At 45.0% G+C, this 23,499-nt stretch carries 23 protein-coding genes, 1 pseudogene and 1 riboswitch; of the genes and pseudogenes, 17 read left to right on the top strand and 7 right to left on the bottom strand.

Annotated features, from left to right (window positions below):
• Positions 1 to 16 precede the first annotated feature (16 nt).
• Both M3234_RS08655 and M3234_RS08650 read right to left on the bottom strand, forming a co-directional pair.
• Entirely contained in the window at positions 17 to 1,549 is a 1,533-nt protein-coding gene (locus M3234_RS08655) for an FAD-dependent oxidoreductase (protein ID WP_262304338.1), read from the bottom strand.
• Positions 1,550 to 1,684: 135 nt separating this feature from the next.
• Positions 1,685 to 1,831 (bottom strand): hypothetical protein, encoded by a 147-nt coding sequence (locus M3234_RS08650; protein WP_262304337.1) that lies wholly within the window; start codon positions 1,829 to 1,831, stop codon positions 1,685 to 1,687.
• Between the two features lie 178 nt (positions 1,832 to 2,009).
• Here M3234_RS08650 and safA point away from each other — a divergent pair, with 178 nt between their 5' ends.
• The 8 genes and pseudogenes from safA to M3234_RS08610 form a co-directional block, all read left to right on the top strand.
• Positions 2,010 to 2,621 (top strand): SafA/ExsA family spore coat assembly protein, encoded by a 612-nt coding sequence (gene safA / locus M3234_RS08645; protein WP_262304336.1) that lies wholly within the window; start codon positions 2,010 to 2,012, stop codon positions 2,619 to 2,621.
• A gap of 152 nt (positions 2,622 to 2,773) precedes the next feature.
• Positions 2,774 to 3,121 (top strand): lmo0954 family membrane protein, encoded by a 348-nt coding sequence (locus M3234_RS08640; RefSeq protein WP_262304335.1) that lies wholly within the window; start codon positions 2,774 to 2,776, stop codon positions 3,119 to 3,121.
• Between the two features lie 167 nt (positions 3,122 to 3,288).
• The gene (locus M3234_RS08635) at positions 3,289 to 3,933 is read left to right on the top strand and encodes a PspA/IM30 family protein (RefSeq protein ID WP_262304334.1); all 645 of its coding nucleotides are present in this window, start codon (positions 3,289 to 3,291) and stop codon (positions 3,931 to 3,933) included.
• A gap of 90 nt (positions 3,934 to 4,023) precedes the next feature.
• Complete coding sequence (liaF, locus tag M3234_RS08630) at positions 4,024 to 4,758, top strand: cell wall-active antibiotics response protein LiaF (protein ID WP_262304333.1); 735 nt, start codon at positions 4,024 to 4,026, stop codon at positions 4,756 to 4,758.
• Entirely contained in the window at positions 4,755 to 5,804 is a 1,050-nt protein-coding gene (locus M3234_RS08625) for a sensor histidine kinase (protein WP_262304332.1), read from the top strand. Before liaF ends, M3234_RS08625 begins: the two co-directional genes overlap by 4 nt.
• Positions 5,797 to 6,429, top strand: a complete 633-nt coding sequence (locus tag M3234_RS08620) for a response regulator transcription factor (RefSeq protein ID WP_262304331.1) — start codon at positions 5,797 to 5,799, stop codon at positions 6,427 to 6,429. The genes M3234_RS08625 and M3234_RS08620 overlap by 8 nt, the downstream gene beginning before the upstream one ends.
• 106 nt (positions 6,430 to 6,535) lie before the next feature.
• Entirely contained in the window at positions 6,536 to 7,870 is a 1,335-nt protein-coding gene (locus tag M3234_RS08615; RefSeq protein ID WP_262304330.1) for an oligosaccharide flippase family protein, read from the top strand.
• 76 nt (positions 7,871 to 7,946) lie between these two features.
• Positions 7,947 to 9,311 (top strand): annotated as a pseudogene (locus tag M3234_RS08610) (aromatic amino acid hydroxylase); the annotation flags it as partial.
• Between the two features lie 191 nt (positions 9,312 to 9,502).
• Here the strand turns inward: M3234_RS08610 and M3234_RS08605 are convergent.
• Positions 9,503 to 10,111, bottom strand: a complete 609-nt coding sequence (locus M3234_RS08605) for a Bax inhibitor-1 family protein (RefSeq protein WP_396953937.1) — start codon at positions 10,109 to 10,111, stop codon at positions 9,503 to 9,505.
• A gap of 82 nt (positions 10,112 to 10,193) precedes the next feature.
• Positions 10,194 to 10,583: a large-conductance mechanosensitive channel protein MscL gene (mscL, locus tag M3234_RS08600; RefSeq protein WP_066306135.1), complete on the bottom strand. Its 390-nt coding sequence runs from the start codon at positions 10,581 to 10,583 to the stop codon at positions 10,194 to 10,196.
• 280 nt (positions 10,584 to 10,863) lie between these two features.
• On the opposite strand from mscL, the gene M3234_RS08595 reads away from it, so the two are divergent.
• From M3234_RS08595 to M3234_RS08580, 4 genes are all read left to right on the top strand, one after another.
• A complete protein-coding gene (locus tag M3234_RS08595; protein ID WP_262304328.1) occupies positions 10,864 to 11,439 on the top strand; it encodes a DUF6230 family protein in 576 nt (191 codons plus the stop codon).
• Between the two features lie 13 nt (positions 11,440 to 11,452).
• Positions 11,453 to 11,839, top strand: a complete 387-nt coding sequence (locus M3234_RS08590) for a DUF6114 domain-containing protein (protein WP_066306125.1) — start codon at positions 11,453 to 11,455, stop codon at positions 11,837 to 11,839.
• A gap of 13 nt (positions 11,840 to 11,852) precedes the next feature.
• Positions 11,853 to 13,112 (top strand): hypothetical protein, encoded by a 1,260-nt coding sequence (locus M3234_RS08585; protein ID WP_262304327.1) that lies wholly within the window; start codon positions 11,853 to 11,855, stop codon positions 13,110 to 13,112.
• 146 nt (positions 13,113 to 13,258) lie between these two features.
• Complete coding sequence (locus M3234_RS08580) at positions 13,259 to 14,491, top strand: aminopeptidase (RefSeq protein WP_262304326.1); 1,233 nt, start codon at positions 13,259 to 13,261, stop codon at positions 14,489 to 14,491.
• A 241-nt stretch (positions 14,492 to 14,732) separates the two neighbouring features.
• Here the strand turns inward: M3234_RS08580 and M3234_RS08575 are convergent, their stop codons facing one another.
• On the bottom strand, positions 14,733 to 16,004 hold the full coding sequence (locus M3234_RS08575; protein WP_262304325.1) for an MDR family MFS transporter: 1,272 nt from the start codon (positions 16,002 to 16,004) through the stop codon (positions 14,733 to 14,735).
• Positions 16,005 to 16,172: 168 nt separating this feature from the next.
• Here M3234_RS08575 and M3234_RS08570 point away from each other — a divergent pair, with 168 nt between their 5' ends.
• On the top strand, positions 16,173 to 18,362 hold the full coding sequence (locus tag M3234_RS08570) for a DNA topoisomerase III (protein ID WP_262304324.1): 2,190 nt from the start codon (positions 16,173 to 16,175) through the stop codon (positions 18,360 to 18,362).
• Positions 18,363 to 18,642: 280 nt separating this feature from the next.
• Positions 18,643 to 20,154, top strand: coding sequence for a histidine ammonia-lyase (gene hutH / locus M3234_RS08565; protein WP_262304323.1), 1,512 nt, complete (start codon positions 18,643 to 18,645; stop codon positions 20,152 to 20,154).
• 47 nt (positions 20,155 to 20,201) lie between these two features.
• Here the strand turns inward: hutH and M3234_RS08560 are convergent, their stop codons facing one another.
• Positions 20,202 to 20,411 (bottom strand): hypothetical protein, encoded by a 210-nt coding sequence (locus M3234_RS08560; RefSeq protein WP_262304322.1) that lies wholly within the window; start codon positions 20,409 to 20,411, stop codon positions 20,202 to 20,204.
• 120 nt (positions 20,412 to 20,531) lie between these two features.
• On the opposite strand from M3234_RS08560, the gene M3234_RS08555 reads away from it, so the two are divergent.
• From M3234_RS08555 to M3234_RS08545, 3 genes are all read left to right on the top strand, one after another.
• Complete coding sequence (locus M3234_RS08555; protein WP_262304321.1) at positions 20,532 to 20,906, top strand: DnaJ family domain-containing protein; 375 nt, start codon at positions 20,532 to 20,534, stop codon at positions 20,904 to 20,906.
• 407 nt (positions 20,907 to 21,313) lie between these two features.
• Positions 21,314 to 22,438: a carbohydrate kinase family protein gene (locus M3234_RS08550; protein ID WP_262304320.1), complete on the top strand. Its 1,125-nt coding sequence runs from the start codon at positions 21,314 to 21,316 to the stop codon at positions 22,436 to 22,438.
• Between the two features lie 262 nt (positions 22,439 to 22,700).
• A riboswitch (cyclic di-GMP riboswitch) is annotated at positions 22,701 to 22,794 on the top strand.
• A gap of 30 nt (positions 22,795 to 22,824) precedes the next feature.
• Positions 22,825 to 22,989 carry an anti-repressor SinI family protein gene (locus M3234_RS08545; protein WP_311315632.1) on the top strand — a complete coding sequence of 55 codons (165 nt, stop codon included), beginning with the start codon at positions 22,825 to 22,827 and terminating at the stop codon, positions 22,987 to 22,989.
• 115 nt (positions 22,990 to 23,104) lie between these two features.
• Here M3234_RS08545 and M3234_RS08540 read toward each other — a convergent pair whose 3' ends face one another.
• A complete protein-coding gene (locus M3234_RS08540) occupies positions 23,105 to 23,431 on the bottom strand; it encodes a helix-turn-helix domain-containing protein (protein ID WP_262304319.1) in 327 nt (108 codons plus the stop codon).
• Between the last annotated feature and the right edge of the window lie 68 nt (positions 23,432 to 23,499).

Here is a 23,499-nt window from a genome sequence, read left to right as displayed (position 1 = left end):
GGCGTTGGTTTTTGTTTTATGCTTCCTCCAATAAATCAAGCCCCTGGACAGCGGGACCTTCAATGACTTCGCCGGTATAGGAATAGCGGGAGCCGTGGCACGGGCAGTCCCATGTTTTCTCGGCGTGGTTCCACTCACATTCACAGCCGAGATGGGTGCAGGTCGTGTCGACAACATACATTTTGCCGCTATCGTCCTTGTAGGCACCAGCCCGCTTGCCGTTATACATGACGGCGCAGCCTTCACCAGCTGCCAGTTCATCAGGATCCTTTGGAACAAATTCAATCTTGCCTTTAATCAGGTGCTTGGCGACATCCAGGTTCGTTGTGATGACCTTTTTCAAATCCGGATCAGCCTGGAAGCGGTGTGGCGAATACAACTCCTTATAAGGGTTGTCCCGGCCAAGTGCATAATCAGTCAAAATATGTCCTGCGAGAATGCCTGTCGTCATGCCCCACTTTTTAAATCCAGTTGCCAATAGCACACTTTCCCGGTCTTGGGTGATTGGGCCGATATACGGAACGTTGTCCAAGGTAACCAAATCTTGGGCCGACCAGCGATAGGCGAATTCTTTGATCCCAAAAACCTCTTCGGCAAACTGCTCGAGGGCTTCAAAATGCTTCATCATATCTTCGCCCTGCCCGGTTTTATGCTTTTCGCCGCCAATAATGATCAATTTTTCGCCGCCTTCCAGCGGAGTGGAGCGAATCGAACGCGGCGGGTTATCGGCGCTGATGTACATGCCTCCAGGATACTCCTTGTCCGTTTTAATCCCGATCGCATAGGATCTGCTCGGGTACATTCTGGCAAAATAAAGCCCCGGTTTATCATAAAACGGGTAGTGGGAAGCCATAATGACATGCTTGCAGGTTACCCGCTTGCCGCCCTTCGTCACAACAACTGGCTGGTTCGTTTCAGCATTTTCAATATCCCAGGCTGTGGTATTTTCATAAACCTTGCAGCCGGCCTTAACAGCTTCATCCAAAAGCCTTCGCAAGAATTTTAGCGGGTGGTATTGGGCTTGATTATGCATAGCCAAAGCGCCCTTCACCTGAACATTGAATGGAATCGTATCCTTTAGTGCCCCGGGTATCCCCAGTCGGTGGTATGCTTCATATTCGGTTTGCAGCTTACTCTTGGTTTGGTCTGTTGTAGCATAGACATAAGCATCCTCTTTGCTGAAATCGCAGTCAATCCCTAGTTCATTGATCTTGTTTTCCACAAAATCAATTGCGCTCGAAGTCGACAGATAATATTGTTTCGCCTTGTCTTCACCGAAATGATTAATTAATTCATCGTAGATAATATCATGCTGGGCCGTTAGTTTCGCGGTCGTATGCCCGGTGGTGCCATTGAGAAAGCTTCCTGCTTCGATAATCGCCACTTTAACGCCTTCTTTGGAAAGCAAATAAGCCGCAGTAATTCCGGTGATACCGGCGCCGACAATGGCGACATCGACGGACAAATCCTCGGTTAATTTTTCAAAAGAAGGCAGCTTAAGATCACGCCAGTACGGCTTTGGCAGTTTGGGAATTTTCTCGGACGTCATAAAAACCCTCCAAAAATTAAAATAATCTCTTGTCTAATTTTTCCTAAAATTAAAAGTTTATGTAATAAGAATTGCGGAGAGCGAAGGACACTAGCCGCTAGGGCGCTGGAGCTGGACAATCGATAAAAAAGAACCCTATTTTGGGTCCTTATCAACAGGTAATTTATCAATCCGCTTAGCATCATCTGAATCAAGTGCGTTTCTTAAGAAATGTACCATCGTGCCTCCCACTATCCCAAGGCAAAGCACCAAACCAAAAGTCATTGTCCACCAAAGTGCCACCCGCAATCCCCCTTATGACTCGCCTTTTTAAAGATATATGCGGGAAGGGGATGAATCTTGCCTACAGCCTGGCAAAGCCGCAATAAATATGTGGTTATACTAGGTATAAAGAATTATTTTTTGGATTTGTATATTTTGGGTCAGAAATCAAAAATATATATTCGGAGGAGGCGAAAAAATGAAAAAATCCTTTTGGTTCGGTTTCATGTTTTTATTGGCTCTGTTCTGCATTCCAAGCGTTTCGTTTGCCCAGCAAATTTATACAGTCCAGCCGGGTGACTCGCTTTGGAAAATTGCCGTCAGGTACCAGGTTGGCCTCTCGGAAATTATTTCGGCCAACCCCCAGTTTAAAAATCCAGCCCTTATTTATCCTGGGCAAAAGGTGACGATTCCGGATATCAGCGGGGCAAAGTCAATCGAAAATCAAGTGATACAGCTAACCAATCAGGAGCGGGCGAAAAACGGCCTGCCGCCGATGACGGCAGATTGGGAACTGTCACGGGTTGCCCGTTATAAGGCAATGGACATGCGTGATAAAAACTATTTCAGCCACACAAGCCCGACCTATGGCAGCCCATTTGACATGATCAAGGCATTTGGCATCAGCTATCGTTCCGCGGCAGAGAATATCGCTGCCGGGCAGACTACACCTGCAGCGGTTGTCCAATCCTGGATGAACAGCTCCGGTCATCGCGCCAATATCTTGAGCAAGAATACCCGTATTGGCGTCGGCTATGCCAAAGGCGGTTCCTATGGCCACTACTGGGTGCAGATGTTTATCTCAAAATAACGAAAAAAAGGTCAGTTTTTTAAGCTTAGGCTTAAGGGACTGACCTTTTCTACGTCTCGAGACCGAGTCAAAAATCAAGCTCAGGCGCAATTATGGGAAGCGTGGAAAAAAGGTAAGATGAAATCAAGAAAGAGAAAGGGAGTGAATAACAAATGAAAAAATTTGGTTTATTGTTAGCGGGAGGTATCGCAGCGGTCATATTGTTATCAACGATCGGTCCGCTGGTTGGGTTGGCCGTCAGCCTGGTGCTGCTATATTACATCTTCAAACAGTTCGTCAAGGCCGATTCAACTTGGGCAAAGGTCGGGCTGGCCATCATCGGTTTTGTCGTCCTGATGGCTTCCATTCATAATACACCGGCTATCATCGGTGTTGCTGCAGCATATGTCCTTTACCTCGTTTACAAAAAGTGGAACGGAACCAAATCTACGGTTATCAAAGAAGAATCCGATCCATTTGCCAACTTTGAAAAGCAGTGGAATGAAATGAAACATTACTAGAAGGTTCACACCAAAAACTTTGCGGTTCACGACAAATTTGTTGGATTTCACTACAAAGTTTTGGGGGCTCACAACACAATAACAGAACCTCACAACAAAATTACAGAACCTCACAACAAAATTTGGAAATGAATAACCAATCTAATTTTAAAAAGGAGAGAATGAACATGACAAACATATTTTCAAGAATTAAAAACACGGTGTTAGCTGATTTACATGATGCACTTGACCAAAAGGAGAAGCAAAATCCGATTGCGCTGCTTAATCAGTATCTTCGCGAGTCCGAGCAGGAAACAGAAAAGGTACGCAAGCTGCTTGAGCGCCAGTACAAATTAAAGGATGAATTTGCACGGGAATATCAGCAGGCCTTGGAATTAGCGGAAAAACGCAAGTACCAAGCGGAGATTGCTCAAAAGGCGGGCGAAATTGAGCTTTACCAATTTGCAGAAGCAGAGCATCAACAATTTGCCAGCCGTGTCCAACGCCTAGGCGCATCTCTTGAGCAAGTGAAAGCCCAGTGCGGCGAATTGGAAAGAAAGTATGAGGAAATGAAGCACAAGCTCAAAGATATGCACCTAAGACGGATGGAGTTAATGGGCCGCGAAAATGTGACCCGCGCCAACCTGCGCATGAACCAGGTGCTTGACTCCAATGCTTATTCCGATAAACCATACTCGCGGTTTAATGAAATTGAAAGTTATTTAGACGGCTTGGAGAATCAAGTGAACAGCAACTATTACCGCAGCACGATTGATGCGAGAATTGCGGATTTAGAAAAAAATGCAAAATTGGATGAAAGCAAGTCCATTTAATATCGAAAAATGGTATTCTTAAAGAGGCGCGAGGGGTTCGAAGCGCCTCTTTTCCGATAAACAATTACGGTAAAAAGGGAGGGTGAGCCAATGTTTAAAAATAATAAGAATGATTATACCGGATGGCTGGTTTTTATCGGTTTTGCTGTACTGTTATTAGAGCTGCTTTTTTTCAACGAGGGGCTTATTTTCTCCCTTTTTATCGCGGGCGGAATGATTTATCTTGGCCGCCGGAAACCGGAGAAAAAGCTCAGCAAACTCCTATTTTTCGGGGGAATTGCTTTCCTGGTCGTCAATGTCTTTAGCATGATGACGTTCCGATTTTTATTATTGGCGATTTTACTGCACTTTTTTATACAATATCTGAATTCGAAAAAACAGCCTCAGAAAATGACAGTCAATCTCAGCAAGCCCGGGGATACGCCTAAGCAGGAAACCCTGGTCAAAACGAAGCCATTATTTGAAAATATATTTCTTGGCCAGCAAAAGACACCGCCCGGGGTTTACGAATGGAACGATGTCAATATCCAGGCGGGGATTGGCGATACAATAATTGACCTAAGTTACACGATGCTGCCTAAGGGTGAAACGGTCATTTTTATCCGAAACCTAATCGGTAATGTGCAAATATTAGTTCCTTATGAATATGAAGCGAGCGTTCAGCATTCCTGTCTGGTCGGTTCGGCCATGGTGTTTGAAAACCAAGAACCAAGAATGTTTAATCAATCGTTTCAATTAAGAACACCTGGGTATGAACAGGCCGAGCAAAAGGTGAAAATCGTTACCTCGCTCATCGTCGGGAATTTAGAGGTGACCCGGATATGAGTGCAGCGGGGCGTCAAATTGTCTGGAGTATTGGATTGTCCGTATTGATAGCCATCGTGGTAACCGGGGTTTTTACCTATGTGTTCCCCTTGAATAGCTGGTCCGAATTGTGGACAAAGCATTTCATGGATATTCCGATCGCCTTATTCATTCCGGCGTTTAGCATTGCGATGGGAATTCTCCTCGGTGCTCTCTCCGGTTTTTACTGGAGAAAGCAGTTTCGGTTCATTGAAAACTCGCTGCATCAGCTCGAGGAAGGAAAGCATGTCGATTTTAAAATAAATCCTCCCGTTGCCGAAATGCAGACGATTGCCGTACGAATTGAGAAACTCGGGAAGCAGATTGCTGAGCAGGCGAAGCTGTCACAGCGATTGGCGACGGAAAAAGTCGAGGATCAGGAATCACGAATTCAAGAACTCATTGAACAGGAAAGAAACCGGCTCGCCCGCGAATTGCATGACTCGGTCAGCCAGCAATTGTTTGCGGCCTCGATGATGATGTCGGCAATCAATGAAACCCGCGAATTGTCCGAGGAAAACTTTGAAACGAAACAGTTGAAAATGGTTGAGGAAATGATTCACCAATCACAGCTGGAAATGCGGGCACTATTGTTGCACCTGCGACCAGTCGCGTTAAAGAATAAATCGCTCCAGGAAGGAATCGAGGAGTTGTTAATCGAATTATCTCAAAAGGTGACGATGGATATTAAATGGAAGGTCGAAGAATTTCCGCTTGATAAAGGGGTCGAGGACCATTTGTTCCGGATTCTCCAGGAGTCCATCTCCAATACGCTTCGCCACTCGAAGGCGAGCATGTTAGAGGTGCTGTTAATTAAGCGGGACGATCTGATTATTATGCGAATCGTCGATGATGGGATTGGCTTTGAAGTGGAAGAAGCCAAAGCCGGCTCCTACGGCATGCAAAACATGCATGAACGGGCCGTTGAGGTTGGGGGTACATTAAAGGTCATCAGTGTAAAAAATAAAGGGACGAGGCTGGAAGTGAAGGTCCCAGTAGTAGAGAGTGGAGAGGTTGCAGATGATTAGAGTAGTGTTTGTCGATGATCATGAAATGGTACGAATCGGCGTATCAGCGTATTTGTCGGCACAGCCCGATATTGAAGTGGTCGGGGAGGCAGCTGACGGTAAAAAGGGAGTTGAGCTGGCGCTTGAGCTCCGTCCAGACATCATTTTAATGGATTTGGTCATGAAGGAAATGGACGGGATTGAAGCGACCCGGCAAATTATCGAGCAGTGGCCGGAAGCAAAAATCATCATTGTCACAAGCTTCCTCGATGATGAAAAGGTGTATCCGGCACTCGAGGCGGGAGCAACCAGCTATATGCTGAAAACGTCCAAGGCGAGCGAAATCGCCAAAGCAGTCCGTGATACCTTCAACGGCCAATCGGTTCTCGAGCCAGAGGTTACGGGAAAAATGATGTTGAAAATGCGCCAGAAAACACAGCATCTGCCACACGAAGACCTCACCAGCCGCGAACTCGAAATATTGCTGTTGATGACCGAAGGAAAAACCAATCAGGAAATCGCTGACGAATTATTTATTGCTTTAAAAACCGTCAAAACCCATGTCAGCAATATCTTGAGCAAATTGGACGTTCAGGACCGCACCCAGGCGGTTATTTATGCGTTTAAGCATTCGTTGACTAAATAACTTTAAAAAGGGCTGAAAAATCAGCCTTTTTTTAATTTCAAAAAATCTTCCCCTACTAAATAACGAACTTGTCTCATAATCTTATAAAAGAAAGGGGACAGGGATCATGGCTATTTACTACAAGGGGATTATCTTTCTGGCAGCGACTGCCTTTTTGGGAGAAGGAATCGAGATTTTGGTGAACATGATTCTGGCCCGGGAGCTTGGTTCACACGGGCTGGGACTTTATATGACAATCCTGCCTACTATATTTTTAATTGCCCTATTGGCGAGCTTCGAACTGCCGGTGTCGATTTCCAAATTCATTGCCGAGAGGGAGGATCGCTATCACCGCAATATCCTCCACCATGCCATTACCGTGACAATTACCTTCACGATTATTCTTCTATTGGTCGGGGCGGCGCTGCTCCCGTTTATTTCTGTATTTAATGGCTATCATCCGTATATCAGATGGCTCGTGTTGCTGTTGATTCCGGTTATTTCTTTTACCTCTGTTGCCAGGGGGTATTTTATGGGGCGCCAGCAAATGGGGAAAATTGCCGTCTCCAATTTTTTAAGAAAAATGGTTCAGCTTGCAGGTCTGTTTGTGCTATTCCGTTTTTTTGAATTTAACTCAGAATCCTCCCTGTTAGTGTCCATTTCGGTGCTGATTGCCAGTGAAATCGTGGTGTTCCTTTATTTGATTCTCATGTTCATCGTTCAATTTCAAACGATAAGAAGACAGCCTTTTTCCAATTTAAATCGAAAAATTGTCCGAAAAAATTTAATGGCCGTCTCGATTCCGACGACAGGAATGCGCCTGTTTTCCGCATTGACGGGTGCGATACAACCTTTTATTATAAAGGCGGCCTTGGTTCATGCCGGGTTGACCGGAACGATTGCTACGGAACAATTCGGTATGCTGATGGGCGTGGCGATGTCGATTGGCTTTTTTCCTGCCTTTATCGCCCACTCCCTGTTGATTGTGCTGATTCCTGCCGTCTCAAAAACCTATTCCGAGCGGGATTATGTTTCACTGCAAAAAATGCTACAGCAGTCGATGCTGTTAACCGTTGGATATGGCGTTGCCGCTGTGACTATTTTTTATATTTTTGCGCCGCAATTGACGTCGCTATTTTTTAAATCAACGACATCCGCCGTCTATTTGCAGCTGCTCTGGCCCTTTTTCCTGTTTCATTATTTCGTGATGCCGCTGCAGGGGTTCATGATTGGCCTCGATATGATCAAAGAAGCCTTTTTCCATATTATTTGGTCCACGGTCATTAGCTTTGGGATTATCCTTTGGCTTGGGTCGATGCCGGAATGGCGCATGAACGGTGTCATCATCGGCATGAATACCGGGGCCGTGCTAATGACGCTGATGCATTACGTCACTGTCTGCAAAAAAATTGGGGTAACTGTGCTTTTAAAAGGGTTATATCCAAAAACAATGGAGCGCTAAGATGAAAGGACTTTCCCGCCACCAAATAGAATACTATTTTATAGATAACAATTTTTAGAAAAAGGGGAAAATTGCGGTGACCAAAAAGATTCCTGCCCACTTGCAACAATTCATTTCGAAGCAGTATTACCAACAGTATACACCGATTAATCACGCGGTATGGCGGTTTGTCATGCGGCAAAATCATTATTACTTAAAAAATATTGCTCATTCGGCCTATGTAAATGGCCTGGAAAACTCGGGTATCAATATTGAATCAATCCCAAAAGTTGAGGAAATGAATGAGAGTCTGGCAAAGGTTGGTTGGGGGGCTGTGACGATTGACGGCCTGATTCCAGGGGCAGCCTTCTATGGTTTTCTACAAAACGGGCTCCTGCCTATTGCGACTGAAATTAGAAAAATCGAAAATATTGCCTATACGCCGGCGCCGGACATTATCCATGAAGCGGCAGGGCATGCACCGATACTATTAGATAAATCCTACCGTGAGTTTGTCCGCAAAATCGGCGAAATGGGCGCAAAGGCGCTTTCGAGCAAGGAAAAGCTTGAGGTATTCAAGGCGGTGCGGAACTTAACCATAGTTGCCGAGGATCCCCAATCAACCCTAGAGCAGGTTAAATAGGCGGAGAATCTGGTGGCGGAGGCGCGAAAAAAGGTCAAGGGATTAACCGAAGCGGACAAGGTTTCCCGGCTGTTTTGGTGGACGGTTGAATACGGGTTAATCGGTGAGCTTGATAACCCGAAAATCTATGGGGCCGGACTTCTGTCATCCGTCGGTGAAAGCCAAAGCTGCTTAGCCCCCAAGGTAAGAAAAATACCTTTTTCGGTTGAAGAATGTATCAACACCCCATATGATGTAACCAAGCCGCAGCCGCAGTTATTCGTCTGCAAAAACTTTGAGGAATTAGTCGCCAAGATTGATGATTTTGCGGGGACGATGGCTTTCCGTAAAGGCGGGACCGAAAGTCTTGAAAACGCATTAAGAACAGACAGCACCGCCACAGTTGTTTTTTGCTCCGGACTGCAGGTAACCGGAATAGTGGGAGAAATTTGTAAGGATGATGCCGGGGAAGCCATCTATTTTCGGACCAAGGGACCTACAGCCTTATCCTATGATGACAATCAGTTAGCCGGACACGGCACTGAAACCCATCGGAAGGACTTTGGGACACCAATCGGACGATTAGAAGGACGGCAAGCACTCGAGGATTGTAACGAAAAACAATTACACGATTTAGGAATCTAGGAAAATCGTAAAACGAGCTTAAACTTTGAAAGCGGTATCAAAGTGGACGGAATCGTTAAAAAGCTTCATCTTGTCAATGGCAGCCCCATTTTAATCTCGTTTCAGGATTGCACCGTATCCTATAAGGATCAAATCCTGTTTCAGCCTGATTGGGGCACCTATGACATGGCAGTCGGGGCCTCGATTACCTCCGTGATTGGCTGCTAAGGATTGAAATACTTGAACTCTATCAACAATTCGAAAAAACAATCCCAACATTTCCGGGCTAGTAAAGGCACTAGAACGACCGGTCTGGAGTCCGTCAATCAAACAACTTATTCAACGCGGTCTGGAACTAATTGAAAATAAATAGGAGCATGGGGACGCCCCATGCTCCTTTTACATTATTAGTCTCTGCTATTCAAAATCCCAAAAATACGCAATATGCTGATGAATAGGTTAACAAAGTCCAAATACAGGCTTAAGGCCATCCATGGCACATCTTCCGCCCGTACGCCATAATGCTTCATTCTGCTGATATCAAAGAGCACGTAGCCGCTGAATACCATCACGCCGATAAAGGAGTAGGCCAGCATGCCGGTTGAGCTTAACGGGAAGAGAATATTAAAGATTCCAATTGCCACTAACGCGAGAAGCGCAGCGAGCAGGAATCCGCCCAGAAACGAGAAGTTGCGTTTTGATTTGGCCGCGTAGACAGCAACGCCCGAGAAAACGATCGTGGTCGTCGCGAAGGCCATGACAACAACATTTGCCCCAGCAGTTGATGCGTAATAGGCGACAATCGGATATAACGTTATACCCGAGATAAACGTAAAAATATAAAGAAAAGAATACGAAATGGCTTTTTTCCGTCTAAAAAACACGGCTGCAATAATCATAACCAGTTCCAAAATTGCCAATGGCATAAATAGTGCCGGCGGGACATAAACTCCGGCCATCGTGCCCACGAAGGCGACGGCAAGAGATAAGGCAAATGTCCGCAACACCGAAGGCATAAATTGAGTAGATGATGTTTGTGTATACAATTCTCTTCACCTCATAATTGGTATCTTACACTTAAATTATACGTACAAGTCATCAGTGAGTTTCATTTTTTCGTAAAAAATCTTTATCTTCTTTTAACAGATCCCGGATTTCAGCCAACAGTTCTTCGGTACGGTCGGCCTTTACTTCCACTTTCACTTCTTCCTTCTTCTTTTTAAACCGGTTTAGAAATTTCACAAACAGAAAAATAGTGAAGGCGATTATGAAAAAGTCGATGACATTTTGGAGAAAGGCACCATATTTAATGCTTTTAAAGGCCAAGTCCTCGACATTCACCTTTCCTGTTATTAAAACAATGATTGGCATGATGATATTATCTACAAGAGAGGAGACGATTTTTCCGAACGCTGCACCAATAACTACCCCGACAGCGAGGTCGATGACATTCCCTTTCATCGCAAACTGCTTGAATTCATTCCACATAGAAGCTACCTCCGTTACAAGCTAATAGCTAAATTTTAACGTTTTATCACGTTTACCGCAATATCGGAAATATGCTTATTCCTTAAGGCCTTAACAGCGGCTTCCGTTCTGTTTTTGGTTTTGAGCTTAAGAACGGCGGCAATAAAAATATAGTACCCTTGTCATATGTTGGTCTGTTTTTTTACTACTACCGACATATTGGAAATTTTTTCATCAAAGCCCTATAATAGTACTATACCGTATCGTGAATCTTTTTAATTTTCAGATTAAGAGGGGGAGTATGATGGAGAATCCAGTTCAACCATTGGAGGGTACTACGAGTAAAAAGGTATTTTGGTCAGCACTGGCTTCAGGATTTTTAACGCTAGGTCTGCTTTTGGTATCATTTGGCGTTTCGGGGGTCGCCTATGCCGTCCCAATTGCGGGGGTAGGGGACTTTTATGTTGAGTTTGATAAATTAGTAGGAAAAGGGTATACCTTCTACCCGAAGATGGGAAAAACGAGCAGCTCTGATTCTGCCCCGCAGGGAACCAATATTATTGAAACCTTGACCATTGATAATTTGCAGCTTTATAAGGACTTTCAAGTCGGCGGCGAGTGGATTCGCGTTAAAATTACCGCTTCCAAGCCGGTGCAAATTAGCGGGCTGCAGCATGACGCTGGCCTAATCGAGGCCAACGCCAAGTTCGAAAATCTGGTGTTGGAGGAAAATAATAGCAGCGATTGGCAAAAGCAATTCCAGCAAACATCGTCAACGATTGTTTTGGAAAATGCGAAATTGAAAACGCATTACCTGTTCCAAAAAACAATTAATATGAACGGAATGAAGTTGACTGTCGAACGAATAAAGAAATAAGGGGGCGAGTTAGATGGGGTTAAAAACATGGCGGAAAAAGCGGCCGCTTTGGGGCGCGCTCTTGACCGTCATCAGCGGCCTGATGATTTTATGGATTCCATTAAACCTTTATCTAAGCACCTTCCTGCCGGGGTCGATTGCTATCATAGGCTTATTTTTCGGCGGCATGATTATCTTGATTGGGATACTTGCGTTTATTTTTCCAAATGCTTCACGGATTCTCGGAATTATGACGATTTTTCTCTCGATTCTTTCAGTGATTGGGGCATTGGGCGGTTTCCTCTTCGGAACGATTTTGGGTATTATCGGCGGTTCGCTGCTTACGGCCTGGCAGTTGGGGCCGGCTAAGGCGAAATCCACCCGTACCAACCCGATAGAAGAGTCAGTACACACCTTCTAAAGGAGAGTAGTCTATGTGGTGGAAACGAAAATTCATGTTGATTTGTTGCAGTCTTGCACTCCTGGTGTCCTCAGCAGGTTTATTCAGTCAAGGTATTAAGGCAGAAGAAAGGGATACAGAAGGGTTTATAATTGAGGCGGACCGGGTTGTAGGTTCGGGAATGACAGCTTCATTGGTCACGAGGGAAACTTCGAAAAACGATGGAAAGCCGATGCTCCGGTTCCAATATAATTCGGCCACCATCTATGGAATGAAATTGACGAAGCAGGTTCATTCCGATAAAGGTCCTGTCAGTATTACGTTAAAAGCAAAGGGGCCAGTAACGGTTTATGGGATGACGGTAGATGCATCGGCGATTTCGTTTAAGGGAGCCTGTGTAAAAGCAACGGAAACAGTCCCTGCGTTGGGGATGGAAAATGTCGTCATGGTTGCCCATTATATGAAATCGGACGACAGCGTAATCGACCAATTGACATTAAATACCGTATTTGGTAGTGTAGGACCGAAAAAGCCGGGACAGCTGAAAGTCCTGCAAGATTTGGCGGGACTCCCGCTTGAACAGCTGAAAAAAGAGATTGCGAGAATATCGGCGGGACATCTGCCGCTGACATGTGAGGACGGGACTGCCTCCGAAGATTTATCCGGCCCAATTGGATTGATTCCCAACCCGCTTGATGAGGTGATTGGCGGAGTCACTAATCCGCTTGACCCGATATTGCAGCCGTTAGACCCTGTAGTGGGGGGGCTTGACCCGGTGTTGGACCCGTTGAAACCAGTGCTCGACCCAGTACTGGATCCATTAAAGCCGGTACTTGACCCAATAAAGCCCGTGCTTGACCCCGTGGTTGGGTTGCTTGAACCGGTAACCAAGCCGCTTGGGCCAGTCCTGAAGCCATTAGAGCCGGTGCTAAAGCCGCTTGAACCTGTCCTCGAGCAGCTGGAACCTGTTGTCAGCGAAACAACCGAAGCGGTTGAAAAGACCGTGCAAACCGTTTGTCAGCAGGTGCAAGCATCCGGTGGCGTGATTACCAAGGAACTCGGATTGGTATTGATTGACGAAGCACTTGCCAAAAAAGTGCCATTAAATCAGGTTTGTCCGACTAACAGCTCTGTCACATCGATTGTTGTCAAGCTTCAGGAGAGCTTGCTGAATACCTTGGGACTGGGGAATTTATTGGGGAAATTGATTCCGTCCGACCCGATGGAACAGTTGAGAAAAATGCGTGAGGAAATTGCTAAAAAGCCGGACGGAACGGTGATTTATAAACCATAGGGAAGCTTGGGAGAGCAGCGGATGAGGGAAGTGGGGAAGTAAACTGCAGTAGGGTTTAACAAAACCCTGCTGTTTTTTTGCCTTTTGTTTATTTTTCCAACAATAAAAGTTACAATATAAAAGATTCTGAAAAAAGGAGAATACATATGAGTGAATTTCAAAAGAACCTTGAGAAATATGCCGAGCTTGCGGTCAAGGTCGGCGTAAATATCCAAAAGGGGCAAACGTTAGTGGTGAACGCCACGTTGGATGCAGCCGAGTTCGTTCGCTTGGTTGTGAAAAAAGCCTATGAGACCGGAGCCCATAATGTCATTGTCAACTGGACTGACGATACGGTCACAAGAACAAAGTACGAGCTTGCCCCTGATGAGGCTTTCAATGAATATCCGCTTTGGCGCGCCAAGGAAATGGAAGACCTGGTGGAAAAGGGAGCGGCGCTTATGTCTGTTGTTTCCTCTAGCCCCGACCTGTTAAAGGGAGTCAATCCCGAGCGCATTGCTAACTTCCAGAAGGCGGCCGGCAAGGCATTGATCAAACAACGCCAGGCCGTTCAATCTGACAAAGTCAGTTGGACTGTTGTCGCGGCGGCATCTCCGGTCTGGGCTGCTAAGGTATTCCCGAATGCACCGGCAGACAAACAAGTAGAGCTGCTTTGGGATGCGATTTTTAAAGCGGTGCGGGTGGACTCTGAAAATCCGGTTGAAGCCTGGAAAAAACACGACGAAACCCTTCACGAAAAGGTCAGTTACTTGAACGAGAAACGTTATGCCAAACTTCACTACAAAGCGACAGGTACAGATTTAACCATCGAGCTTCCGAAAAATCACCTTTGGGTGGGCGCCGGCAGCGTCAATGAAAATGGTGTAGAGTTTATGGCTAACATGCCGACCGAAGAGGTGTTTACCGTTCCATACCGAACTGGCGTAAACGGCACAGTGACCAGCACAAAACCGCTTAGCTACGGCGGTAATATCATTGACAATTTTTCGATCACCTTTGAAAATGGAAAAATTGTTTCGGTGAAGGCGGAGGAAGGCGAGGAGGTGCTGAAGCGCCTTGTTGATACGGATGAAGGCTCGCACTATCTCGGCGAGGTCGCGCTGGTTCCTTACGATTCGCCCATTTCGCAATCGAACATTTTGTTCTTTAACACACTGTTTGACGAGAATGCCTCAAACCATCTGGCAATCGGCAGCGCTTATGCCTTTTGTATTGAGGGTGGAAAGAAGATGTCGGCCGAAGAATTGAAGGAGAATGGGCTGAATGAAAGTATCACTCATGTCGATTTCATGATCGGTTCCGCTGATATGGACATCGACGGCATTACGTCTGATGGGAAAATTGAACCAGTGTTCCGTGGAGGAAATTGGGCATTTTAAAAAATTTGGCACCATGGTTACCTAAAAGGAATCATGGTGCTATTTTATTTGTTAGTTGAGCACACGGCGGAGATTCCTGCGGACAAAACGGGTTCGGAAGGGAGTGAAAATGTCCGCAGACGGGCCAACTGCGGACAAAATCAACCCGGAAAGAAGCAAAAATGTCCGAACACGAGCTAACTTTGGACAAAACCACTGCAAAAAGCAGCAGAAATGTCCGAGTCCGAAAGCCAGCTCCCCGCTAAGCTCCCAATTTCATCGACTTTTTCTCAGCCGAATAGAACATCAGCCAATATAAAGCAGCGCTAAGCAGCGCTAGAATAAACAAAACGAAATAGGTCCAGTTGTAGCCGATCCACACCGTCATTGGGATGGACAGCGGGGCAATCGTTCGGCTCAGGGTAAAGCGCAGGCTTGATGCCGCAAAATACTGGCCGCGCATGTGATCTGGGGCAATTCTCGAAACAAAGCTCTGTTGAAGCCCGACCCCCATTAGCTCCGCAAAAGTAAAGACAGCCATCCCCATGATTAAGCCCCAAATCCATTGGGTTTGACTGAAAATGATCAATGAAGCACCGTAAATAACCGAGGAGAGCACAAACACGTTTCTTTCACTATAACGGCTCATCCATTTGGTTACGGCAACCGTCAATAACGCCACGAGGAAGCCATTTTCTGCCAGTACAATCCCAAAGGCCTGCTCGCCGCCCACTTTAAATGACCAATCTCCGAAAGAAAACAGACTTTGATTATGGATAACATCCTTGATATAAACAGGCAGCAATAGGTCCAGTTGCATGAACGTCTGCCCAGCCAGTACACCTGCCGCAATAAACAGCAAAAATGTTCTATCCTTTACAATCACCGAATAATCCTTCAGCTGATTAAGCAAAAATTGATACCACTTTCCGCCTCCAGATAACACGGCTGCTTTTTGAACAGGTGCCGTTTCCTTTGTCCACCTTGCCAGAATGAAGCCGAGTGCGATACAAACAATGCCGGCAATCAGCAATAACTCAAAGCGGTAGCGGGCATAAAATATTCCGCCTAAAATTGGACCAATAACAACTGCGATATTGATTGAGGTATAAAAAATGGCAAAAACTTGGCTTCGATGTTTTTCCTCGACGACATCGGCCACCATCGCCTGGCTGGCCGGCCAGTAAAACGAACCGAAAACCCCGGCAACAGCAAACGCGATAAACCCGACCCATGGCGACTGATACCAAGGGGAACTTGCAAACGCAAAGACAACAAAAGACAGCCCCTGTCCGATTGCCGACAGCACCATCATTCGCTTCCGGCCGAAGCGGTCAGCGCAATAACCGCCCATCAGGTTGGCAACCACAGAGAAAATTTGTGAAAAAACGAGTAAAAATCCAGCTTTATTTTTTCCAAAGGCTTCGGCAAAATAAATTGCCAAGAACGGAAAAAACATCCAAAAGGTAATATTCATCGCCGCCTCGCCAAACAGGCGGACCTTTAAATTCGAGTCCCAATCTCTTATTCTCATACTAGTATCCTCATTTCCATTTGCTTGCCAATACATCATACTATTCTCGCAGAAGATTACACAAGAAAAAAACAACAGGACGGGCACGAGCCATCCCCCCCAAGTTACATTGTCATAAGCACGTATGTTATAGTTAACGTACGGAAATTTGAAAGGATGTATTTACTTATGAGCAAAAGTATCGTAATTGCTGAGAAACCATCAGTCGCCCGTGATATTGCACGTGTGCTCAATTGCAATAAGAAGGGCAATGGATTCCTTGAAGGCGATAAATATATTGTGACGTGGGCACTGGGGCATCTGGTCACGCTGGCTGACCCGGAAAGCTACGATGTGAAATATAAAACATGGAAATTGGAAGACCTGCCAATGCTGCCGGAGCGGTTGAAATTGACCGTCATTAAGCAGACTGGAAAACAGTTTAATGCCGTTAAAAGCCAGCTTGTCAGAAATGATGTCAACGAAATCATCATCGCGACAGATGCTGGGAGAGAAGGAGAATTAGTAGCCCGCTGGATTATTGATAAAGCAAAGGTCAATAAACCGATAAAGCGGCTATGGATCTCATCGGTTACCGATAAGGCCATTAAAGACGGCTTCTCTCACTTGAAGCCGGGCAAAGCATACGAAAACCTATATGCCTCGGCAGTCGCCCGGTCGGAGGCTGACTGGTATATTGGCCTAAATGCAACCAGAGCGTTAACCACCAGGTTCAATGCCCAATTAAACTGCGGACGCGTGCAAACACCTACTGTTGCGATTATCGCCGCACGCGAGGACGAAATCAAAAACTTCAAACCGCAAACCTATTACGGCATCGAAGCCCAAACATCCAACCAACTAAAGCTTACTTGGCAGGACCCAAAAGGAAACAGCCGCAGCTTCGATAAAGACAAAATCGAGGCGATTGTAAAGAAGTTAGGCAGACAGAATGCCGTTGTAACGGAAATTGAGAAAAAGCCGAAGAAGTCTTTTTCACCAGGTCTTTATGATTTAACAGAACTGCAGCGCGATGCGAATAAAATCTTTGGATACTCTGCCAAGGAAACGTTAAACATCATGCAAAAACTATACGAGCAGCATAAGGTGTTAACCTATCCTCGGACCGATTCTCGTTACCTTTCTTCCGACATTGTCGGGACGCTTCCAGAACGGTTGAAGGCATGCGCGGTTGGAGAATATCGTCCATTTGCCAATAAAATTTTAGCTAAACCGATAAAAGCTACCAAGGCATTTGTCGATGACAGCAAAGTGTCCGATCACCATGCCATCATTCCAACGGAAGGTTATGTAAACTTCTCTGCCTTCTCGGATAAAGAGCGAAAAATCTATGACTTGGTCGTTAAGCGGTTTTTGGCTGTCTTATTCCCGCCCCACGAATTTGAGCAATTAACGCTTCGGGCAAAAATCGGTGATCAAAACTTCGTGGCCAGAGGAAAAACCATTTTATCCATGGGATGGAAAGAAGTATATGCAAATCATTTTGAAGATGACGATGCGGCAGAGGACATCAAAGAACAGATTTTACCGCGCATCGAAAAGGGCGATACATTAAACGTGAAACTGATTGCGCAAACATCGGGGCAAACCACGCCGCCAGCGCGCTTTAATGAAGCAACATTGCTGTCGGCAATGGAAAACCCCGGGAAGTACATGGAAACAAGCAATAAACAGCTTGCTGAGACATTAAAATCCACGGGTGGGCTAGGTACTGTCGCGACACGTGCTGACATCATAGACAAACTATTCAATTCGTTCCTCATCGAAAAGCGCGGCAAAGACATTCATATTACGTCTAAAGGCCGGCAATTGCTGGATTTGGTGCCGGAGGAGTTGAAGTCACCCGCTTTAACGGCCGAATGGGAGCAAAAGCTTGAGCAAATTGCCCATGGCAAATTGAAAAAAGAAGTGTTTATCAGCGAAATGAAAAACTACACAAAAGAAATCGTTGCTGAAATTAAGGCAAGCGATAAAAAATACAAACACGACAATATTTCTACGAAAAATTGCCCGGATTGCGGTAAGCCAATGCTTGAAGTGAATGGCAAAAAAGGCAAAATGCTCGTCTGCCAAGACCGAGAATGCGGTCATCGAAAAAATGTTGCCCGCGTTACAAACGCACGCTGTCCGCAATGCCATAAAAAGCTGGAGCTGCGTGGCGAAGGAGAGGGTCAAATCTTCACCTGCAAATGCGGTTATCGTGAAAAACTCTCAGCTTTCCAAGCCCGTCGTAACAAAGAATCTAAAGGGAAAGTCGATAAGCGGACTGTACAAAAGTATCTAAAAAATCAAGACAAAGAGGATGAACCTTTGAATAATGCGCTGGCAGAAGCATTAAAAGGGTTAAAATTTGATTAACGCAATAAAAGGGGGCTGCTTCATAAATAGTAGTCCTCTTTTATTTGTTATTCTGCTAAAGTGCTATCGCGCTAAAATTCAGAAAATTCGATTGACAAGTCAAGGTTGCTTCACATACAATTATTATCAAAGCAATAATTTTTCGAATGGATGATGAGACATGCGGCATCGCCAAAAAATCAATGCAAAGTCAATTATAGAGGCTGGACTCCAAATCTGATTAGAAATGGAATCCAGCCTCTTTCTTTATTTTACTAAAGTGGTAGAGGAGTGGGATGGGATGATTACACTAACAGGCAATAGTTTAACATTAGAGCAAATGAAGGATGTATTATACAGAAAGCAAAAGGTTCGAGCATCGGAAGATAGTAAGAAGGCGGCGGCAAAGAGCCGAGAGGCAGTCGAACGGATTGTGTCGGAACGCAGGGTTGTGTACGGCATCAATACCGGGTTCGGTAAGTTTAGCGATGTGTTAATTGATCAAGCCGATGTCCAAGACCTGCAACTTAATCTGATCCGTTCCCATGCTTGCGGTGTCGGCGAACCGTTTCCGGAGGTAGTTGCGAAAGCAATGGTGCTGCTTCGTGCCAACGCGCTGCTAAAAGGTTATTCCGGAATTAGGCCGATGGTGATTGAAAGACTGATTGACCTTGTAAATAAAGACATCATTCCGGTGATTCCACAGCAGGGCTCCCTCGGCGCAAGCGGCGACCTGGCACCGTTATCCCATTTGGCATTAGTGTTAATCGGCGAGGGCGAAGTTTTTTACCAAGGAAAGCGGATGGAGGCACCAACAGCACTGCAGCAGGAGGGAATCCAGCCAGTGACACTAGAGGCCAAAGAGGGTTTGGCGCTTATCAACGGTACTCAGGCAATGACGGCAATGGGCGTTGTCGGCTACTTAGAAGCGGAGCAATTGGCTTATGAAAGTGAGCTCATCGCGTCGATGACCATTGAAGGGTTAAACGGTATCATTGACGCCTATGCCGAAGAGGTCCATGTCGCGAGGGGCTACCGGCAGCAAATCGATACGGCGGCAAGGATCCGCCACTATTTAAGCGACAGTCTGTTAACCACAATGCAGGGCGAACTGCGCGTACAGGATGCCTATTCATTAAGATGCATCCCGCAGGTGCATGGTGCATCGTGGCAGGCGCTCGATTATGTGAAAGAGAAACTAGAGATCGAAATGAATGCAGCGACGGACAATCCATTAATCTTTGATGATGGGGAAAAAGTCATCTCCGGCGGGAATTTCCACGGGCAGCCGATTGCCTTGGCGATGGATTTTATGAAAATTGCCGTGGCAGAGCTGGCAAATATATCAGAACGGCGGATTGAGCGGTTAGTAAACCCGCAATTAAATGATCTGCCGCCATTTTTAAGCCCGCAGCCCGGTCTGCAATCCGGGGCCATGATCATGCAATATGCAGCAGCAGCTCTCGTATCGGAAAATAAAACGTTGGCCCATCCGGCGAGCGTCGATTCGATTCCGTCTTCTGCAAATCAAGAAGACCATGTCAGCATGGGAACGATCGCCGCAAGACATGCGTATCAAATTATCCAAAATGCGCGACGAGTTCTTTCAATTGAAATGATTTGTGCGATGCAGGCTGTCGAGTACCGCGGGGTCGATAAGATGGCGGCTCACACCAAATCTTTTTACGAAAAGGGCCGGGAGCAAGTGACTTCGATTAAGCAGGACCGCGTGTTTTCAAAGGATATTGAAAAATTGACGCAGTGGTTGAAAACAATCGAATTCTCCCAATTCGTTAGAAGCATGACACACTAAGAAAAAGGCTGTCCGCAATACAGGGCAGCCTTTTTAAATCGGAAGAGCTAGTCCTGCTCCGTTTGCCCAGGAAGCCAGCGACCGGTGTCCTGACGCTGCTCTTCTTCTTCCATTCTATTTTTAAATGCTTCCTGGACGACGATTAGCTCTTCATCCCCAGGCGCCTCTTCCGTTTTCTTTTCAGCCATAAAGGCGTTTTTCGGGAATTCACCCGGATGATTCCTGTTTTTGTGGTTAAAATGCTGTCCACGTGCCAACTGCAACACTCCTTTCGTCTTCGGTGATAGCATTCCCAATCAAATGAAAAATCATTACCGCTATATAGACAATCTTGCTATAATAAACATAGTGGGTATGCTTAAAAAGGGGGGCGAAGTATGGATATGTTTCATATTGTCTCGGAAGATCGAATTAAAAAGGCATACAGAGATGGGGATTTTGACAACCTTAAAGGATTTGGAAAACCGCTTGAGCTCGAGGATTTATCAAGCATACCGGAAGAGTTGCGGATGGTTTACAAAATATTGAAAAATTCGGGCTATACCGAGGAAGAACATCATCTGCGTAAGGAAATGTTGACGATTGATGAGCTAATTAAGAACTGCGCTGACAGCAGTGAAAAAGAAAAACTGGTGCGGAAATTGAACGAGAAACTACTTAGGTATAATCAAGTAATATCCAAGCGCGGAACCAAAACAAATTCCGCACTATTTAAAAACTACGAATTGAAAATACAAAATAAATTAAAGTAACAAATTCTAATAAAAAAAGCTGAACGAAGATGTGTCGGTTAAAATCACTCTTCACCAGCTTTTTCTTCTGATTTTGCCGGCTTGCACATTTTGTCAAGCATAAATCCCGCAAACACTATAAACGCAATGGGAATGGTAAAGTTTAAAACATGAACGACTGTCAAGGTTGTTCGTCACTCCTTTCTAATTGTTCGAAAATTAATAATGTTTTGTTTATTTTCAAGTTGTTAATATTATATTCTATTTGTCACAATTTAGACAAATATTTTCGTTATAATAATTTAGCGTAATTTCAATTCTATTCGACATTCCTTTTTTTGATGGTGAAATTATCCAAAAGGATTTTTTCAATTTATATCGTAATAGTATTAAGGTAGAAAAAATGCCGATTGGAAGAGGTGCCGACAATGAACAATCTTGAAGCAATGGTCTTGGAAATGGTTAAGTCGAACCAGTTTATATCCGAGCAGCAGATATCCGAGAAAACAGGCTTGTCCCAAGCGGAAACTGGCATAATCATTTCCTCTTTGATTCAATCTGGCAAAATCATTGGCCGTGCCTTTGTGCTCCCTGAGGAAAAGAAGGTTCTTTGTATTGGCGGTGCCAATATTGACAGGAAAATTCAAGTTCTCGATCAATTAAAGTTCGGGACATCCAATCCATCTGTCAGTACGAAATCAAAGGGTGGCGTTGCGAGAAATGTCGCTGAAAATTTGGGCCGCCTCGGAATCACAACTTCGTTACTAGCCTATATTGGCGAAGATACTGAAGGCGAATGGCTCCTTCAGGAGACGAAGGATTATGTAAATATGAATCCTACAAAAATCATTAACGGAAAATCAACCGGAACCTATACAGCGGTGCTTGATACGGAAGGTGAGATGACGGTTGCTCTTGCCGATATGGCTATTTATGATGAGGTAGAGGAATCTTTTTTGGAAAGGAATTGGCATCACCTGCAAAACTCGGAAATGGTCTTCCTTGATACCAACTTTCCAATATCAGTTATCCATCAAGTAATTGAAAGCTGCAGAAAGGCGGACATCCCAATATGCATTTCCACGGTTTCTGCTTCCAAAACGAAAAAGCTGCCTGCCTCCCTAGAGGGTGTCACATGGCTGATTGCCAATCATAAAGAGGCAGAAGCCCTATCTGATCTGGAAATCCGTACGGAAGGTGACTTCTTCCGGGCTGCGGAGGTCATTTTGAGAAAGGGTGCTGAGCGTGTTGTCATCACTCGGGGAAACCAGGGGTTAATCTACTTTACCAAAGACGGCCGGGCGGGGGCATTGGTCGCACCGGAGATTCCGGTCATCGATGTCACCGGAGCAGGGGATTCGCTCACAGCCGGGATTCTTTTCGGGCATTTAAAGGGGCTCCATACCGAGGATTCTTGCAAACTTGGGCTGGCATGTTCATTGATTACGATTCAATCCAATGAAACGGTAAACCCGGAACTAAATTCACAGAAGCTCATATCTTTTTATCAAAAATATTTTACTACAGGTGTCACCCAGCGAGGGTTTCTATAAAATTTCATTAAAAAGAAGGAGATTTCGAGCCAAATCTCCTTCTTTCTTTTTTAAATTTGCCTTTAATCATAATAGCAAGAGATGGCTTTTGTAAAAGTTTGGCGAGTTTTGTCCGAAAAAGGAGTTCGTAAATTTGAAAATATTGACAAAAACTAACACATTGTTAGGAAAGAACTAGATATAATTTACCTATCTACATAAAGAATAAGCCTTAAGGCCTAACTTAGAGAAATAGATTGCCAGGGGCCCAAGGTCGGAGGTAAACAGAAAAAGGCAAACCTGTTGAAAAGCAGGGACGCAAAGCTTGCGGGTCTAAGGTAAGTGCGGAGATTTACTAGGATGGCCGAGCTGCCTGGAATACAGAGGTATTTTAGGAGGAAAATAACATGAGTACGGTGATTGGGCGAATGGAAATAATCGATAACGAATGGCTTGCACTTATCTTGGAAGCGAAAGAACTGGGATTATCGGTAGAAGAGGTACGGGACTTCCTGAATGGAAACAAAGCGCTGGGTCCAGAAACAGAAAAAAAAGCATCCTACAAAAATTAATTATTTTGTAGGATGCTTTTTTTCGCTAATAGGAAATTTTATAATTTCCTAACGCATAAATTCAACTACGCCTCTGTCTTCTTCCTAACGGACTCGCCAATCGGCGAGTTTTCATTTAATTCTTTCCTTGTTTATTCCGCCATTGAGTAAATTCCAAAAACTCGCGGAACTGATCTTTGGAAACGCCAGAAGTCATCGCTTCCTTGACAAGATTCATCCAATCACTATCCAACTCGCTTTTATCGAACTGTTCATGAATTAAATGTTCAACAGGAATATTTAACACACCCGCAATCTTTTCTAGAAACTGAATGGAAGGATTTTTTTGCAGGTTTCTTTCAAGAGAGCTTAAATAAGATTTCGCAACTCCTGCTTGCTCTGCAAGTTCAGACAGTGACATTCTTTTATCTTGGCGGAATTTTTTTACGCGGTCACCTATCATTGAGCCTCACACACCTATTAAATAATTTATATGTATATTCTAACAAAAAGAAAATTAAAGCACCATAT

Origin of the sequence: Neobacillus niacini (genome assembly GCF_023715785.1) — a bacterium.
Taxonomy (GTDB): domain Bacteria; phylum Bacillota; class Bacilli; order Bacillales; family Cytobacillaceae; genus Neobacillus; species Neobacillus niacini_E.
This window is presented reverse-complemented; position numbering and strand designations above follow the sequence as displayed.